The organism is Shouchella sp. JSM 1781072, assembly GCF_041949915.1.
Lineage (GTDB): Bacteria > Bacillota > Bacilli > Bacillales > Bacillaceae_D > Shouchella.
Genome location: NZ_JBHFQE010000003.1, coordinates 514,420 through 530,568, shown reverse-complemented (window position 1 = coordinate 530,568; position 16,149 = coordinate 514,420). Strand labels below are relative to the sequence as shown.

Here is a 16,149-nt window from a genome sequence, read left to right as displayed (position 1 = left end):
AGGAACGTATATTCGGGTATACTATACGAGAGGAGGTAGACAAATGACGAAAGAACAAGCGATTTTATTAATCGATATGGAGTCTTTTTATGCTTCAGTTGAACATGTGGAAAATCCACAGTATGCTGGGAGGCCTCTTGTCGTATCAGGAGACCCGAATCGACGAAGCGGTGTTATTTTAGCGGCATGCCCTCTTGCTAAAGCGAAAGGCATTCAAAATGCAGAACGATTGTATGAGGCCCAGCAAAAATGTGCGGACGTCGTCGTTGTCAAACCTCGAATGCAGAAATACGTAGATGTATCGATTCGAATTTCTAAACTGATCGGTGAATATACAGACTTAGTAGAACCTTATTCAATTGATGAACAATTTATGGACGTGACCGGCAGTCAGCGTTTATTTGGTAGTCCTCAAAAGATTGCCCACACCATTCAAGAACGGATCAAACATGAAATGGGTTTACGAGCGCGAATAGGCATTGGAGAAAATAAAGTCCTTGCTAAACTGGCTTGTGACTTATTTGCGAAAAAGAATAAAAACGGTGTTCATACATTAGCGAAAGATATGATTGAGTTGGAAATGTGGCCGCTTCCTATCGGTGATTTATTTGGAGTCGGGAAAAAGATGGAGCTCCACTTTAAAAGCATGGGCATTCGCACCATTGGTCAGCTCGCGCAAACAGAAGGTGCGCGTATTAAAGAAAAGTTTGGCTTGCATGGTCAGGTTGTATGGATGTCGGCAAATGGTGTTGATTACTCACCGGTAACTCGTGCGGCTCACGCGGGAAGAAAGGGATTTGGAAACGGGATGACCTTACCTCGTGACTATGTAAAAAAAGCAGATTTGCATGTTGTGCTACTGGAATTATGTGAAGAGGTGTGTTCACGAGCTCGTCACGCTGGAAAGATGGGGGCGACGATTAGTTTAGGGTTAAATGGAGCGACCCACGTTGAGAAGCGAAGCATCCATCGGCAGCTAACGTTGCCAATTGAAACGAATATTACAATGGAAGTGTTTAACGGTGTCAATAAGCTTTTAGAGCGATACTGGGACGGTTTTCCAGTTCGGCGTGTAAGCGTAGGGATCACCAATCTTCAAAGCGATCAAAATTGGCAAATGAGTTTGCTTGATGACAATCAAAATCGCGATCGACTTTCTCAAATCGGTTACGTGATGGATCAAATTCGTGATCGATATGGAAAAGTCTCCATTCAGCGCGCATCTTCGTTAACGCAAGCATCTCAATTTCTTGATCGAAGCAAAAAAATCGGAGGTCATTACAAATAAAAAAGAAGCCTGGTTATTTAACAGGCTCCTCCTCGTTATCGGTTACATCTAATAAAGAAGTCATGAGCTTCGTAAAAGCAAGGTCATCAAGAGAGGGCTCGGTTGTTCGAATTGATGCTTCAAAGATTCGATCATCTTCTCGTTCTTTGATTAGCGTAGCGCTCTGAAATGTATCCGTTTCATTGGTTTCTTCTACAAACACATAGTCGAAAACATCGAGCATCGGATATTCTTCTGTTCGTAATTCTTCATTTGATGAGCGTAAAGCATTCACATGCAGATCAAGAGGAATGTCAGGGTGCGTTAACCCGACGATGAGTGTAATTGCACTGAATTCATCATCCTCTCGGTTTGTAAAACTATACGAATTCTCACCTAAAGCGCGTTTCTCGTAGCCTTGTGGAAGAGAAATCGTAATGGAATCAAAAAGAGTGTGCGACTCAACCAAAAAGCTGTGCTCTTCTTCTTTAAAATGAATAGACATGACAGATGAATGTTCATCAACAGTTTCTTCCTGTACATCGTGAGCGGATCGATCCTGTAGTTTATCAAGAAGAGGCATAGAGGCAACACGTTCATCAACAACAAGGTCTTCATCTACATCATTAGCTGAAGACACAATTGCGTGAAAAAGGCTTACAACAGCACGATAAGAATCTGGATCTGTGGCTGCAAATTCTGGTGTATTTAAAGTTGCGCGATACATCTCGTCCGTTTCTTCATCAAAAAGACCGAGTCGATGGATCGTTTCATTATCTGTTTCGATTGAATAATAGTAGTCAAATGGCAGCTCCGGAAAAAGTTCTAAGTCGATGTCATTTGGCTCGTTTTCATTTGAGCGCAAAGATAAAGATGTATAATCCCGCTGTTTAGCTAAATCAATATCGGAAGGAAGAGGTTCAGTCCCCACCGTAACCTGTAAGTCATAGGGCAAAGTAGAAGTACCAGTAAACGTTATTGCTTGATCACTGGTGGATATGTCCATGTCATGGGGTACGGTATACATAGCATCAAACGGGGCTTGTATGACTTCAGCAGAAAGTATTTTGGTATCGTTTCCTACAGAGAAAGATAATTCACTTTCGTCATTCTCCTCGTTTGTTTGACGGTGTTGCTCTTCTTCGCTTTCGTCGTTCTCGTCGTTTTGGCTAATTGATTGGTTATCGGGATCATTGGGATTACTAGGAGCAGGACTACTTTCGGGTGTTGTGCATGCTGCAAGCAACATGACACCAAAAAGAACACTCACAAATCGCAAACGAGTGCAAATAGTGAAGGTCGTCTTCATCGAAAGTCCTCCGTGTAAATAAATTTATAATCATGCAAATCTTTCCCTATCTTAACATGAAAACAAGGACGAAAATATGAAAGATTTTGTACAACCTTAGAGAAGGACGTCTTTGTATTCAGGATGTTGTTCAAACTGTGCGTCGGCATAAGGACAGACAGGATCAATTTTTTGCTTATTTTTTCGAGCGTCATCCACAAGTGCTGCAATTAATTTAGCGCCCAGCCCTTGTTCTCGATGATCTGGTTCTACAAATGTATGGGTGATCGTAAGTGTTTGTTTATCCTCAGTAAATGAAAGTTCAGCAATTTTTTCCTGTTGATCCGATTCCATCCAGTATTGTTCGGCTGATTTCTTTATCTGCATGTCCATCCCTCTTTCGTTTTATATCTTTTTTATCTATACCCAAAATGTCTACTAATTAACACAATAAGACTAGTGTCAACGGGTAAAGGGGGCACTATACATGGATGCAAAGAAAAAGCTTCGAAGCATCTTATAGCCTCCGAAGCCTGTCGCTTTATTTTGCGTTTTGTTTTGATCGGTGAGATTGCCAGCGCCACGAGTCTTCGCACATTTCTAGAAGGCCACGTTCCGCTTTCCAACCTAATTCTTGTTCGGCTTTTGTTGCATCGGCATACGTGACAGGAGCATCTCCAGCACGACGTGGGGCAACTTTTTTTGGAATGGTTTTTCCTGACGCTTCTTCAAAGGCTGAGATCACTTGAAATACGCTGTATCCATTTCCAGTTCCTAAGTTGTATGCTTGAGTTCCTGAGTAGGAATCCAGCTTCTCAAGTGCTTTTAAATGACCTAATGCCAAATCAACAACGTGAATATAATCACGGACGCATGTGCCATCTTCTGTAGGATAGTCATCGCCGAAGACGGAGAGCTCGTCTCTTATTCCGACTGCAACTTGAGTAATATACGGCATTAAGTTATTTGGAATTCCGCTTGGCTCTTCCCCAATACGTCCGCTTTTATGAGCGCCGATCGGATTGAAGTAACGCAATAGTGAGATGCTCCATTTATCATTTGCTGCGGCAACATCGCGTAAGATGTCTTCAATCATAATCTTCGTACGGCCGTATGGATTTGTAGCTTGGATCGGTGCCGTTTCTAAGACAGGGACGTGTTCAGGAATCCCATACACAGTAGCAGAAGAGCTAAATACAAGTTTGTGTACATGGTGCGCTTCCATTACTTTACATAAGTTAATGGTACTACGTAAATTCGTTTCGTAATAATAGAGTGGTTTTTCAACAGATTCACCAACTGCTTTTAAACCTGCAAAATGAATGACCGCTTCGATGGTGTGGTTTTCAAAAACCTTATGTAAGGATTCTGGGTCGAGTAAATCTACTGAATAAAGTGTTAGGTTTTTATTTGTAATCGATTCAACTTCTTTTAGTGTGTCTTCACGACTGTTCGCAAGATTATCAACAACGATCACATCAAATCCAGCGTTTAATAGCTCTACACATGCGTGGCTTCCAATGTATCCAGCGCCTCCAGTGACAAGAATGGACATGAAAAAACTCCTTTGTAATAAGTTAGATTGATTATATCAAATAAAAAAGCGAAAAGTAAAATGCAAGGTGATTCGCGACGTTGCGACAAAAAACATGGTATGATAGTAGGGGTGAAAAGGAAAAAAGGGGGGTATCATGGAACGGGATAAGCATTGGCGTGACCGAATTGATTATACGTTACTCTTCCTAGTGTTTTTGCTTTTATGTATAAGCGCCATGGCCATCTATGCGGGGACAACAGCTCAATATGTTTCAGATGAAGCCTATCGCCATGTCTTTGTTTTGTCACAAGCGCGTTGGATGGCAATCGGAGCTATTTTAATTGTAATCATCATGATGATTGATTACGAATATTTTAAATATTTAACAATTCCACTTTATGCGTTTGGTATGATCTTACTTTTAATTGTAGAATTTTTTGGTGTAACAGTTAATAATGCAACAAGGTGGATTGGTATAAATGGATCTGCCATTTACCAACCTTCGGAAATTATGAAGATTATTTTAGTGCTTACGTTAGCACATCTTGTTTTCTATTTGAACCGGCGCTATCCCGAACAAGGGCTAAGAGCTGATTTAATAAAATTAGGTCTTATTGTAGCAGTAAGTTTACCGCCGATCTTCTTAGTTTTAAAGCAGCCAGATCTCGGTTCAGCTCTTGTTCTTGTGTCTATTGTGGCTGTTGCAATTCTAGTTTCAAATATGTCACTAAAAATGATTTTATCCTTGGCAGGTATGGCGGCCGTTTTTGTGGCGTTCATTTTCTATCTCTTTTTTAACTATGTCGATTTACTTATTGCTTGGGAGATTTTAGAGTCGCACCAACTTGAGCGAATTTACGGTTGGCTCTACCCTGAAGAATATGCATCAAGTTATGCGATGCAAACACTAGGTGCAACGATCGGTATCGGATCTGGACAATTAACAGGTGTAGGGTTCTTAAATAGTGTCCAAGCAGCAAATGCCGCTATACCAGAAATGCATACCGATTTTATTTTTGCAGTAATTGGCGAGGAGTTTGGCTTTATCGGTTCAACCCTTGTCATTTGTGTATTCTTTCTACTTATTTATCGAATGGTCGTGCTGGCAATGGCATGTAAAGATTTATATGGTACATATATTATTGCAGGGATAGCTGGCATGTTGACGTTTCAAATCTTTCAAAATATCGCGATGACGGTCGGGTTAATGCCTGTTACAGGAATTGCGCTTCCATTTTTAAGTTATGGAGGAAGTGCACTCATGACGAACTTGATTGCGATTGGTGTTGTGCTAAACATTGCGATGAGGCAAAAAAGCTATATGTTTGAGACCTCAAGAGAGGCAGCCAATATGGAACGCGTACGAGGATAACAAAGACCTGCTAATGCACATTAGCAGGTCTTTATTAGTTCTGTTTACTTAAGAGAGGAAAGGGCGTTTGAAATCTCTTCTTCACCAGCGAGAATTTCAAATGCTTTTCCGTGTGTTGCTTTGTTCGTGAGAGAATCAATGAGCGCAGTAGCGACATCTGCACGTGTAATGGAATCTTCACCAACATTATTAAATGCATCAGCCACTTTAATTTTCCCAGTAGCCTCTTCATTCGTTAACGGACCTGGGCGGACGATGCTATAAGATAAAGATGTAGACATAAGCATCTGATCAGATACGGCTTTCGCCACCATATAATGCTTAATTTTGTCAGGTTGGCCGTCTGGGTCGCCGGCACCAATAGAACTTAGTTGAACAAAATGGTTGATCGATGCTTTTTCGGCATATTGAAACGACTTGATGGCACCCCATAAATCAATAACCAACGTTTTGTCAGCTCCAGTAGAACCACCTGAGCCGGCTGCAAAAATGACAGCATCAGCTTGTTTAAAGGCATGACTGAAATCATCTTCTAAATCAGCAATAACCACTTCATCTGCTCCTAAATCGTTCATTGTCGCGACTTGCTCTTCTTTACGAACCATTGCGATTGACGTATGTTCACTTTCCTTTAATTGCTTGACAACATGCTTTCCTACTTGTCCATTTGCACCAATTACGAGTACATTCATGATGATCTCTCCTCTAATAGAAATTCAGTATTGTGTGTATGAATTCCCATAGGGTGCTACCCTCAAACCTAAAAAAATGAAAGGATTGTTAACATTCTTTTGAAATCCCGTACCAGAAAACGGTCCAGGCTTCTTTGAATCGGCGTTGAAAGTCAGAGTCATCATAAATGAAGCTTTCGGTAAATAAGCCATCTAATAAACAATAATAAGCGGAATGAAACATCTGTTCAGGGATATTTCGCAGTCGCTCTTCAGCTAAGCCTTGTTGAAAAAGTTGGTGAAGAACCTGATTGATTTTTTGATCTCCTGCTTGAACAATCTCTCGTACGTTCGATCTGAGCTCGGCTGGAGGAAAAAGCATAAAACGTTTGTACATGACACCTTCTTGTTCGTGAATAATAAAGTCACAGCTATGTTTAAGGACGGCATAAAGCCTTGTCTCCACGTCTGTCTCCTCATAATGATTTGCAGTCGTTTGGATTTTCATAACTAACTGATTCGTAATACGCTCGGAGATGAGTAAATAGAGTTCATTTTTACTTTTAAAATGATTGTACATGGACGGTTTTTGAATGCCTACGTTTTTTGCAATTTGGGCCAACGTCGTTCCTTCAAAACCATGCTTTGAAAATGCATGCAAAGCCGCATCAATAATTCGTTCTTTTGTGCTCATTATTCCATCCTTTCAAAAAGTCATTGTCATAGTTAAAAATCGGTGCTATACTAACTACCGTTAGTTAGTATTTTATTTTTTATAAGAGGTGCGTGAGATCTATGTGGATTTTAGTTATTATAGCAGGTGTCTTTGAAGTTGGCTGGGCAACTGGTTTAAAATATGCGAGTTCACCCTTTGAATGGACCCTAACTGCCATTGGAATTGTTATTAGTTTTACTTTACTCGTTCGTGCTGCTACTGTGTTGCCAACGAGTACAGTATACGCAATTTTTGTCGCGTTAGGTACTGTTGGAACTGTATTTGTTGATATTGTGCTATTTAATGCGCCGTTTAATATATGGATGCTCTTTTTTATTGTCTTATTACTCGCAGGTGTGCTTGGGCTGAAGCTTGTGACTGCTGATAAGAAGGTAGAAAGGGTGGATGAAGCATGAGTTGGGTAATGTTAATTATCGCAGGTATCTTTGAAGTAGTTGGAGTTAGTGGAATTCAAATGATTTCAAAAGGGCAAAAGAAAAAGGGATTCGCTGTTTTAATCATTGGATTTATTATTAGCTTTACCCTTCTTGGACTGGCAATGGAAACCATTCCGCTTGGCGTAGCGTATGCAGTTTGGACGGGGATTGGAACGGTTGGTAGTGCGCTAGTTGGCATGGTTTATTACAATGAGTCAAAAGACCGGCTTCGCATTTTCTTTATTGGGCTAGTCGTAGTGGCCGTGATTGGATTGAGGCTCGTTTCTTAGAAACGAGAAAGATAAAAAAATCGTGCTGGTTCAATCAGCACGATTTTTTATTTACGATTCCTTTTAAATGTCTAAATGGCTACGCATTTCATCTCGAACCCGTGCTTTTTCTTCATCGGATACGATCGCATACCATAAGCCATCAATGGTTTGTCCGGTATAATTCACTTCGATTTGTTCAACTTGGTTTAGTGCATCCATATAGTCTGATTGGTAAGACCACATATCGCCTAAAGATAAGTCTGTACGAACAGTCGAGCCAAGTACGTCTAAAATTTCGCCAGCTTTCGTAACGGAACTTAAGGAAGCAGCCTCGTTCATTAATGCTTCGATTACATCGCGCTGACGATTCGCACGGCCGGCATCCCCACGTGGATCATCGTAGCGCATCCGCGTATACTTTAATGCTTCCTCTCCATCTAATTCAATCGTTCCCTCAGGAAATTGAGAGCCGTCCATTGTGAATGATAAATCGTTATACACTTGCACGCCATTAAATGCATCAATTAAACGTGTGAATCCCTCCATATTAATACCTGCGTAATGATCAATTGGAATATTAAACGCTTCTTCTACCGTATTAATTAACATTTCTGGACCACCGTAAGCATGGGCGTGGTTAATCTTTTCAGTTGTCCCTCTGCCAACAATATCAACCCTTGTATCTCTCGGGATCGATAACATTTTTGTTGATCCATCTGTAGGGTTCAAGGTCATCACGACTATGGAATCTGATCGACCAACAACGTCTTCTTCTCGGCCTGGCGTATGGTCCACACCAGCTAATAGTACGGAAATAGGCTCTCCATCTTGAATCTCAATCTCTCTTATTGGAGATGAACCTTGACGATCGCCTAATGGCTCATACATTTCATTCGCTGTACTGCGAATGTCATTAAAAATATAAAGGCCAACGCCAATCACCGCTAAAAAAAGAATGCCGAAGATAAGTGCTGTAACTTTTAATGCCGTCTTTTTCTTCATTTAAATACGCCTTTCTACTATTGGAATGTAAGTGTGTAAAAGTTAATGGAATAATGTCCCTCTTACTAGGATAAAAGAAGCTGTTCAGAAGGACAAGACAATTCTTTTGTAATTTTTAGTAAAAGGTAATCGTGCAAAAAGTTGAATTCCGTCTAATCTTGTACAAAATGGTAGAATCATGAATAAAAAAAGACGACAATTTCGCAATATTACTAGCAAATTGTGATATAATTCGATTTGAGTTATGGTATATGTTTAGGAGGTTAGCGATTAGATGGAAGAAACGATTAGTTTGAAAGAAATCTTTCAAACATTAAAACAACGGTGGAAATTGTTAGTAGCAATTCCATTGTTAGCAATGTTAGCTGGTGCACTTGTTAGTGCTTTTATCCTTACTCCAAAGTATGAACGTTCAGCGGAACTCTTAATCTATCAAGCTGGTACAGAAGAAGGCGTCACGCAAAATGATGTCCGAACAAGCTTAGAGCTGGTAGGAACGTACACACAAATTATTAAAAGTCCCCGCATTCTAAATGAAGTAATTGACAATCAAAACCTAGACTATAGTCTTAGTACACTACAAAACATGGTGTCTGTAACAAACCAAAATAATTCCCAAGTCTTACTCGTTACAGTTGAGGCTGATGATCCAGTCGAAGCGACTGACGTTGTAAATGAACTATCAAGCGTATTTGAAACGCAAATTCCTGATATTTTGAGCACAGACAACGTAACTATTTTATCAGAAGCAGTGGTAGGAGAAGATCCATCGCCATCAAGTCCAAACACAATCTTAAATATGGCAATCGCATTTGTTGTAGGATTAATGGGCGCAGTAGGTCTAGCTTTCTTACTAGAATACTTAGACACTACGGTAAAAACAGAAAAAGATATTGAGAAAATCTTAGACCTCCCTGTGCTTGGAGCTGTCTCAACGATGGATGCAGTTGAAACAACAAGGAAATCGTCATAGTTTAAGAAAGTAGGTGACTCATGGCCAGGTCAACACGTAATAAAAAAGGTCAAGTACAAAAGAAACGACAGTTAATCGCTGATGTAAGTAAACATTCGCCGATTACTGAACAATACCGTAATATCCGTACAAATATTGAATATTCCGCTATCGATACTGACATACGTACATTACTGATTACATCTGCAGGTCCTGGTGAAGGGAAATCAACAACCGCTTCGAATTTAGCCGTAGTGATGGGGCAAAACGGACAAAGTGTCTTATTAATTGATGCAGATATGCGAAAGCCGACGGCACACTATACGTTTGGTGTGATGAATACCCATGGCCTCACAAATGTATTAACAAGACAGCATAAGCTTGTTGATGTTGCTCAAGAAACATCGATCGAAAATGTTAGCTTATTAACATGTGGTCCGATCCCGCCAAACCCAGCTGAGCTGTTAAATTCAAAAATGATGGAACTTGTCATCAATGAAGCAAGCCAAAATTTTGACGTTGTAATCCTTGACACGCCACCGGTTATGGCTGTAGCAGATGCACAAATCTTATCAAGCAAAGTCGATGGGACAATTATTGTGACATCAAGTGGGAAAACCGATCGTGATCAATTGGAAAAAGCAAAAGGAAACTTGGAAAAAGCGAAAGCGAACCTTCTTGGCGTTGTCTTAAACAATAAGCCAATCGATCAAAACACATATTATTATTATCAATAAAAGGAAATGGGGCGAATTGGATGATTGACATTCACAGTCATATCTTACCCGGGCTAGATGATGGTGCGAAAACCATTGAAGAAAGTATTGCCATTGCCGAAGAAGCAGTTAGTGAAGGCATTACAAAAATGGTGGCAACACCTCATCATCATCATCCTAGCTTCCCACTTTTAGACGGATCCCATTTACATGATGCTGTAGCGGAACTAAATCAAGAGTTTGAAAAGCAAAGAATTCCTTTAACAGTCTTACCTGGTCAAGAAATACGGTTATATGGGGACATCCAAAGTGATTTGGCTTCAGGAGCGAGTTTAAGTTTAGGAAACAGTAAATATGTTCTTGTTGAGTTTCCTTCTAACGATATCCCAGTTTACACAAGTCGGTTGTTTTATGATTTAGGTTCTCAAGGATATATCCCAGTTATTGCTCATCCTGAACGTAATAAAGTCATCATGGACTCGCCTAATAAGCTATATGAATTAATCAAAAATGGGGCACTTGCGCAATTAACGTCCTCAAGTTTAACCGGTTATTTTGGAAAGGATATTCAGAAATTAAGTGAACAATTAATGGAAGCAAGCCTTGTTCACGTCATTGCGTCTGATGTACATAACACAGCAAATCGTACGTTACGAATGCGTGAAGCGTATGCGTATGTGGAAGAACGCTTTGATTCAAACCTAATGTACGAATACCAAGAAAATGCGCGGCTAATGATTGAAAACAAGCATATCTATTTAAACCCTCCAGAAAGAGTAGGGAAGAAAAAGAAGAAATTATTTGGGTTCTTTTAATGATCAATTGCTAGAAGCTCTGCTTAGAGTTTCTTTTTTTTTTCGATGTTTTCGTAAAGAATATTGTTTTTTGATGAAAATTTCTGGTTTCTTTATTTTTCATGGTAAAATAAGGATATTTTTATTTCGAAATAGAGGAAAGAATGGGGTTGATTATAGTGAAATTGTTACTAACCTCTAACGGTTTTTACAATGATGCTATCAAAGATGGATTTTTAAAACTCATTAAGGGCAAACCTAACGAACTGGGCGTTGCTATTATCACAACTGCATCGCCACAAAAGGAGAATAATAAGTATGCTCAGAAGGCGAAAGAAGATTATGAGGATATGGGATTTCGAAACATCGATTTCATTGATATAGAGTTTGATAACCCAAAAAGTCTTGCACATAAAGATGTCATATACATTAATGGTGGTAATCCATTTAATTTGTTATTTCATACTAAACAGAGTGGGGCAGATAGTGCCTTTCGAGATTTAGTAAACAAAAATGTTGTTATTATAGGTGTAAGTGCTGGTGCAGTTCTACTTGGTCCAAACATTAAAGTCGTTCATTTCTTCACACCGCAAATGAATACATTAAATACTATGGATTTTTCTGCATTAGGCTTAACGGACAAAGTCGTTTTTCCTCACTATGACCGAGAAGATTTGTTCAAGGATAGTACAAACAAGAATATTGAAGATAGACTAAAAGAATTTGAAATACTTGAAGGATGCGAAGTTACGAGATTAAAGGACGATGAATATATCATAATAGAAAAGTAAATTATTGACCTCTTAAACAGCGTTTTTTCAATGAAATGGTAGGTTCGCCAATTTTAATTCGATCGTACGCCTTTTTTGTACTGATTTGAAATTGCGAAAATCACTTAAGTAAGAATTTTGTAAATATAAATTGCTTGTTTTCTTAGTGGTTGGTAGAATAATAGATAAGAATTTGAAAACGCATACATACATAGAGGGGAAAGGGGTTTTGGCATTATGATGAATACACCGTTAACCATTCCGCCAATGCTTGAACGAGCGGAACGATATTTTCCAACAAAGCAAGTCATTTCAAGAACACTGGACAAGACACACCGCTTAACGTACAAAGATATTGGCAAGCGCACACGAGCTTTAGCAAGTGTTTTGACAGAGCTTGGTCTTAAACGAGGGGAACGAGTTGGGACGGTAGCTTGGAATCATCACCGCCATTTAGAAGCATATTTTGCCGCTCCTGGGATTGGCGCCGTTTTGCATATGATTAATATGAGGTTATCTGCCGACCATCTTGTCTACGTGATTAATCATGCTGAAGATCGAATTCTTCTTATTGATGAAGATCTATTGCCAGTAATTGAAGCGGTTCAAGACAAGTTGACGACTGTCCATACGTTTATTGTGCTGACAGACAAAGAGCAACTGCCTGAATCGACGCTTCGTCCGCTTTATTCTTATGAATCATTACTGGAAAAAGGAAATCCACAGTTTCCGTTTTTAGAAGACCTCGATGAACATGAACCGGCGGCAATGTGCTACACATCTGCTACAACAGGAAAGCCTAAAGGTGTTCTTTATTCACACAGAGGGATTACCCTTCACAGCCTGGTTCAAGGAATGGTTGATACTACGGCGCTTTCAGAAAATGATGTGTGTATGCCGGTCGTTCCAATGTTCCATGTAAATGCTTGGGGACTGCCGTTTAGCGCAACGTTTTACGGGGCAACACAGGTTCTTCCTGGTCCTCAATTTACGCCACAATTATTGGCGGAGTTAATTCAAGACGAGAAAGTTACGTTTACAGGTGGCGTTCCGACTATCTGGCTCGGCTTGTTACAGGTCATTCAAAAAGGAAACTATGATTTAAGTAGCTTGCGTGCAGTCATTTGCGGTGGGTCTGCTGCACCAAAAAGTATGATTGAAACCTTTGAGAAAAAGCTTAAGGTACCGTTTTTTCATGCATATGGCATGACTGAAACATCACCGATCGTATCCTATTCACGCTTAAAAAGCCATCAACAAAATTGGGACGAAGCCGATCGATTTAACGTACGTGCCACACAAGGAATGGCTGTTCCGTTAATTGATCTGAAAGGCGTGAATGAGAATGGAGAAATTGCGTGGGACGGTAAAGAGATGGGGGAGTTGCTAATTCGTGGCCCGTGGATTGCCGATCAATACCATGAAGATGATCGAAGTGATCAAGCTTTTCGCGATGGCTGGCTTCATACAGGTGATGTTGTAACAATTGATGAAGAAGGCTCGATAAAGATTGTCGATCGTACGAAAGATTTAATTAAAAGCGGAGGAGAATGGATCTCATCTGTTGATTTAGAAAATGCGATAATGGGTCATGAAGCCGTTCTTGAAGCGGCGGTCGTCGCCGTTCCTCATGAGAAATGGCAAGAGCGCCCCGTTGCATGTGTGGTTCTTAAAGAAGGACAAAACGCGACGAAAGAAGAGATTAACGACTATTTAGCGCAACAATTTGCGAAATGGTGGCTTCCAGATGACGTTATTTTTATGGATCAACTGCCGCGAACGTCTGTCGGAAAATTTTTGAAGCGAGCGTTACGCGACGAAATCGTAAAGGCGAGATAGGAACACATATGAAAAGCAGTCAATGGCTGCTTTTTGTTGTGTCTACAAGAAAAAATCACTAAAATCGAATTAAAAAGGTGTAGTGACGAAGATGAATGCATTATTTGTATACGGCACGCTGCGAAAAGGTGGTTCAAACGCTGGTTTCTTAAAAGGTGCAGAATGTATTGGGATGGGTTGTGCGGTAGAAGGAGAACTGCATGCTACGCCTTATGACTATCCAATTGCTCGAAAGAGGAAAGGGCAGTTTATTCAAGGGGAGCTCTATAACGTTTCAGCAGATAAGTTAAAAGCCATTGATCGATTAGAAGGATACGAAGAAGGTCGCCAAGAAGGGAATGAGTACGAGCGAGTTGTCATGGACGTCGTACATCAGGACGAAGTTGTCCAAGCGTACGGTTATATTGCAACTGATTTTTTTCAGCAGATCTTTAACCCGATTGAATCAGGCGACTGGATTACTTACGTAAAAGAAAATAAAAAGCTACCAAAACGGTAGCTTTTTGTAGCAAGTGTTAAAAATGAGGTCGATGTTTCCCTACACATTCTTAAACTTTTTACGGTAGTGGGCTAATGCAAGCAATGGGTAGAAGTGACGGTAACTATGGTAGTGAAAATAAATTCTGTCGGCTAATCCCTTTCCGACAGGATAATCCTCTGTCCACGGGTGTTTTTCAATATGAGCAAGTAAATAGCGGATGCCGTCACGAATGGATTTATCAGGAAAGTCAGAGACCGCAATAAGGCCATCTACTGCCCAAGCCGTTTGCGTAAGGGTACTTGCCGCAAGAGATTTGTAGTGCTTGTGGCGATCGCTTAAGCAAGACTCTCCCCAGCCGCCATCATCATGCTGGATTGATTTTAGCCACTTAACCGCTTTTACTATGGTCGATTGTTTAGAAGAGACGTCTGCTGCATCAAGAGCCGTTAATGCAGCCCATGTACCATAAATATAGTTAACGCCCCATTGTCCTTCCCAAGACCCGTCTTTCTGCTGATTCTTTTTTAGCCAACGTGCGCCATCTTTAAGAGCCGAGTGATTGTTCTTCATGTGCGCGAAGTTCCCAAGAAACTCCATTGTTCTGCCCGTTAAATCAGGTGTGCTAGGGTCCGTTAAAATGCCTTTACTTTCTTCGATCGGAAGTAAGGCAAGCAAGCGACTGTCTGTATTTTTTTCAAAAGCAGCCCAACCACCATCTTTATTTTGCATAGAAGATGTCCAAGTGGTTCCTCGTTTCCACGCTTCACGTATGTCCTTATCGTTTAACGCAGATGCTGTTAAGGCGCGAAGGGAGGAGGTCGTATCATCAAGATCAGGCTGTATCGTATTGATCGTTGAAAACCCCCAGCCACCGGGTTTAACAGCAGGATTGTGAACGACCCAATCCCCGTATTTGTAATGCTGTTTATCGAGTAAGTATTCGGTCGCTTTTTTAATTGTTGGGTCTTCTGGCTTCAGGTTCGCTTCTTGAAGGGCATAACTAATTAAAGACGTATTCCAAATAGATGCCGTTGTAAACTGAATGTGAGGGTGCCCATTAACCGTTGTTTGAAACGAGTTAATCCCGTTTACAGCTTTTTGAATAAGGGGATCTTTCTTGGAATGCCCAAGGGCAAGCAAAGCGAAAATCATGAACATGGTAGAGGTGAAGTAACTGAAAAGCGTCCCATCTTCCTCAACGGCGCTCATCATATACTGCTTTGCGCGACTGATCGCGAGTTGATGTAAATGTTCAGGAAGGTCCGTTACTTTTTTCACTAAATAATGAATGGTTCCGTGTAGTTTACGTGAATCGTCCGCTTCTGCCCATTCTAAAAAAGGGTCATGTCTCGAATGTCCATGTAAGTCCGATAAGTCTGGACTTCTCGCCGTTTTCACTTCCAGCTTCTTATCTGCTGCGACAAGAAGCGGAACCATATGAGCGCGTCCGTAAACAGACATGCTAAACAAGTTAAAAGGAAAGGCGATCGGTAAAAGGATCAATTCAATGGGTACAGGAAAAAAGGATGGCCAACGATATTGCCCTGTTAACAAAAGGACAAATTTTGTTAACAACGTCGTTTGTTCAAGGCCGCCGTTTTTTAAAATAAATGCTTTCGCTCGTTTCATACGCGGATCCTCTTTTTTGACATAGCCTGAATACAAAATGGCATAATAGCACTCGACTGTCGTTGTCAGATTTCCGCTTTCTTCATCTTGGACAAGCTTCCAAGCACCATTTTCCTCTTGTAAGCGTAGCATCCGGTTCACCAACGCTTGAATGAGTGTCTCATCATCCTGCTCTAACGTTCGCAACAAAATGACCATATAGGCATCTGTAAAAGTTCCTGCTTCAAACGGATACTGCCACGAGCCATCTTCCTGCTGATCTTCTTGAAGCTTCGTTACCAACCGTTCGATTGCTTCATCAATTTTCATGAAATCCCTCTCTCCGAACTGTCGTTTCTACAACCTATTCAGTCGGAAAAGCTGTCATGCCGACGCAAAGAAAAAAGACAGACTCTCGTAAGAATCTG

17 protein-coding genes are annotated in these 16,149 nt (G+C 40.6%); 10 read left to right on the top strand and 7 right to left on the bottom strand.

Annotation, left to right across the window (positions count from 1 at the left end; genetic code table 11):
• Nucleotides 1–43: 43 nt before the first annotated feature.
• Entirely contained in the window at nucleotides 44–1,288 is a 1,245-nt protein-coding gene (locus ACE1TH_RS16650) for a DNA polymerase IV (protein WP_255224191.1), read from the top strand.
• Nucleotides 1,289–1,301: 13 nt separating this feature from the next.
• On the opposite strand, the gene ACE1TH_RS16645 is transcribed toward ACE1TH_RS16650, so the two are convergent.
• The 3 genes from ACE1TH_RS16645 to galE form a co-directional block, all read right to left on the bottom strand.
• On the bottom strand, nucleotides 1,302–2,576 hold the full coding sequence (locus ACE1TH_RS16645; protein ID WP_375079576.1) for a hypothetical protein: 1,275 nt from the start codon (nucleotides 2,574–2,576) through the stop codon (nucleotides 1,302–1,304).
• A 96-nt stretch (nucleotides 2,577–2,672) separates the two neighbouring features.
• Complete coding sequence (locus ACE1TH_RS16640) at nucleotides 2,673–2,942, bottom strand: GNAT family N-acetyltransferase (protein ID WP_176554443.1); 270 nt, start codon at nucleotides 2,940–2,942, stop codon at nucleotides 2,673–2,675.
• A 154-nt stretch (nucleotides 2,943–3,096) separates the two neighbouring features.
• The gene (gene galE, locus ACE1TH_RS16635; RefSeq protein ID WP_099304431.1) at nucleotides 3,097–4,110 is read right to left on the bottom strand and encodes a UDP-glucose 4-epimerase GalE; all 1,014 of its coding nucleotides are present in this window, start codon (nucleotides 4,108–4,110) and stop codon (nucleotides 3,097–3,099) included.
• Between the two features lie 136 nt (nucleotides 4,111–4,246).
• Here galE and ACE1TH_RS16630 point away from each other — a divergent pair, with 136 nt between their 5' ends.
• Complete coding sequence (locus ACE1TH_RS16630; RefSeq protein WP_375079575.1) at nucleotides 4,247–5,464, top strand: FtsW/RodA/SpoVE family cell cycle protein; 1,218 nt, start codon at nucleotides 4,247–4,249, stop codon at nucleotides 5,462–5,464.
• Nucleotides 5,465–5,508: 44 nt separating this feature from the next.
• Here the strand turns inward: ACE1TH_RS16630 and ACE1TH_RS16625 are convergent, their stop codons facing one another.
• A complete protein-coding gene (locus ACE1TH_RS16625) occupies nucleotides 5,509–6,156 on the bottom strand; it encodes an SDR family oxidoreductase (RefSeq protein ID WP_099304427.1) in 648 nt (215 codons plus the stop codon).
• Nucleotides 6,157–6,244: 88 nt separating this feature from the next.
• Nucleotides 6,245–6,829 carry a TetR/AcrR family transcriptional regulator gene (locus ACE1TH_RS16620; RefSeq protein ID WP_099304425.1) on the bottom strand — a complete coding sequence of 195 codons (585 nt, stop codon included), beginning with the start codon at nucleotides 6,827–6,829 and terminating at the stop codon, nucleotides 6,245–6,247.
• A 101-nt stretch (nucleotides 6,830–6,930) separates the two neighbouring features.
• Here ACE1TH_RS16620 and ACE1TH_RS16615 point away from each other — a divergent pair, with 101 nt between their 5' ends.
• Nucleotides 6,931–7,266 carry a DMT family transporter gene (locus ACE1TH_RS16615; protein ID WP_141556821.1) on the top strand — a complete coding sequence of 112 codons (336 nt, stop codon included), beginning with the start codon at nucleotides 6,931–6,933 and terminating at the stop codon, nucleotides 7,264–7,266.
• Entirely contained in the window at nucleotides 7,263–7,577 is a 315-nt protein-coding gene (locus tag ACE1TH_RS16610) for a DMT family transporter (RefSeq protein WP_099304422.1), read from the top strand. The genes ACE1TH_RS16615 and ACE1TH_RS16610 overlap by 4 nt, the downstream gene beginning before the upstream one ends.
• Before the next feature lie 63 nt (nucleotides 7,578–7,640).
• On the opposite strand, the gene ACE1TH_RS16605 is transcribed toward ACE1TH_RS16610, so the two are convergent.
• Entirely contained in the window at nucleotides 7,641–8,561 is a 921-nt protein-coding gene (locus tag ACE1TH_RS16605) for an LCP family glycopolymer transferase (RefSeq protein WP_099304420.1), read from the bottom strand.
• A 274-nt stretch (nucleotides 8,562–8,835) separates the two neighbouring features.
• Between ACE1TH_RS16605 and ACE1TH_RS16600 the strand changes: the two genes are divergently transcribed.
• From ACE1TH_RS16600 to ACE1TH_RS16575, 6 genes are all read left to right on the top strand, one after another.
• Nucleotides 8,836–9,534, top strand: a complete 699-nt coding sequence (locus tag ACE1TH_RS16600) for a YveK family protein (protein WP_099304418.1) — start codon at nucleotides 8,836–8,838, stop codon at nucleotides 9,532–9,534.
• Nucleotides 9,535–9,554: 20 nt separating this feature from the next.
• Entirely contained in the window at nucleotides 9,555–10,250 is a 696-nt protein-coding gene (locus tag ACE1TH_RS16595) for a CpsD/CapB family tyrosine-protein kinase (RefSeq protein WP_375079574.1), read from the top strand.
• A 20-nt stretch (nucleotides 10,251–10,270) separates the two neighbouring features.
• Entirely contained in the window at nucleotides 10,271–11,044 is a 774-nt protein-coding gene (locus tag ACE1TH_RS16590) for a tyrosine-protein phosphatase (RefSeq protein ID WP_375079573.1), read from the top strand.
• A gap of 158 nt (nucleotides 11,045–11,202) precedes the next feature.
• Nucleotides 11,203–11,814, top strand: a complete 612-nt coding sequence (locus tag ACE1TH_RS16585; RefSeq protein ID WP_375079572.1) for a Type 1 glutamine amidotransferase-like domain-containing protein — start codon at nucleotides 11,203–11,205, stop codon at nucleotides 11,812–11,814.
• Between the two features lie 216 nt (nucleotides 11,815–12,030).
• Nucleotides 12,031–13,632, top strand: coding sequence for a long-chain fatty acid--CoA ligase (locus tag ACE1TH_RS16580; RefSeq protein ID WP_099304412.1), 1,602 nt, complete (start codon nucleotides 12,031–12,033; stop codon nucleotides 13,630–13,632).
• A 91-nt stretch (nucleotides 13,633–13,723) separates the two neighbouring features.
• Nucleotides 13,724–14,131 (top strand): gamma-glutamylcyclotransferase family protein, encoded by a 408-nt coding sequence (locus ACE1TH_RS16575; protein WP_176554442.1) that lies wholly within the window; start codon nucleotides 13,724–13,726, stop codon nucleotides 14,129–14,131.
• Nucleotides 14,132–14,170: 39 nt separating this feature from the next.
• Here ACE1TH_RS16575 and shc read toward each other — a convergent pair whose 3' ends face one another.
• Entirely contained in the window at nucleotides 14,171–16,051 is a 1,881-nt protein-coding gene (shc, locus tag ACE1TH_RS16570) for a squalene--hopene cyclase (RefSeq protein ID WP_375079571.1), read from the bottom strand.
• Between the last annotated feature and the right edge of the window lie 98 nt (nucleotides 16,052–16,149).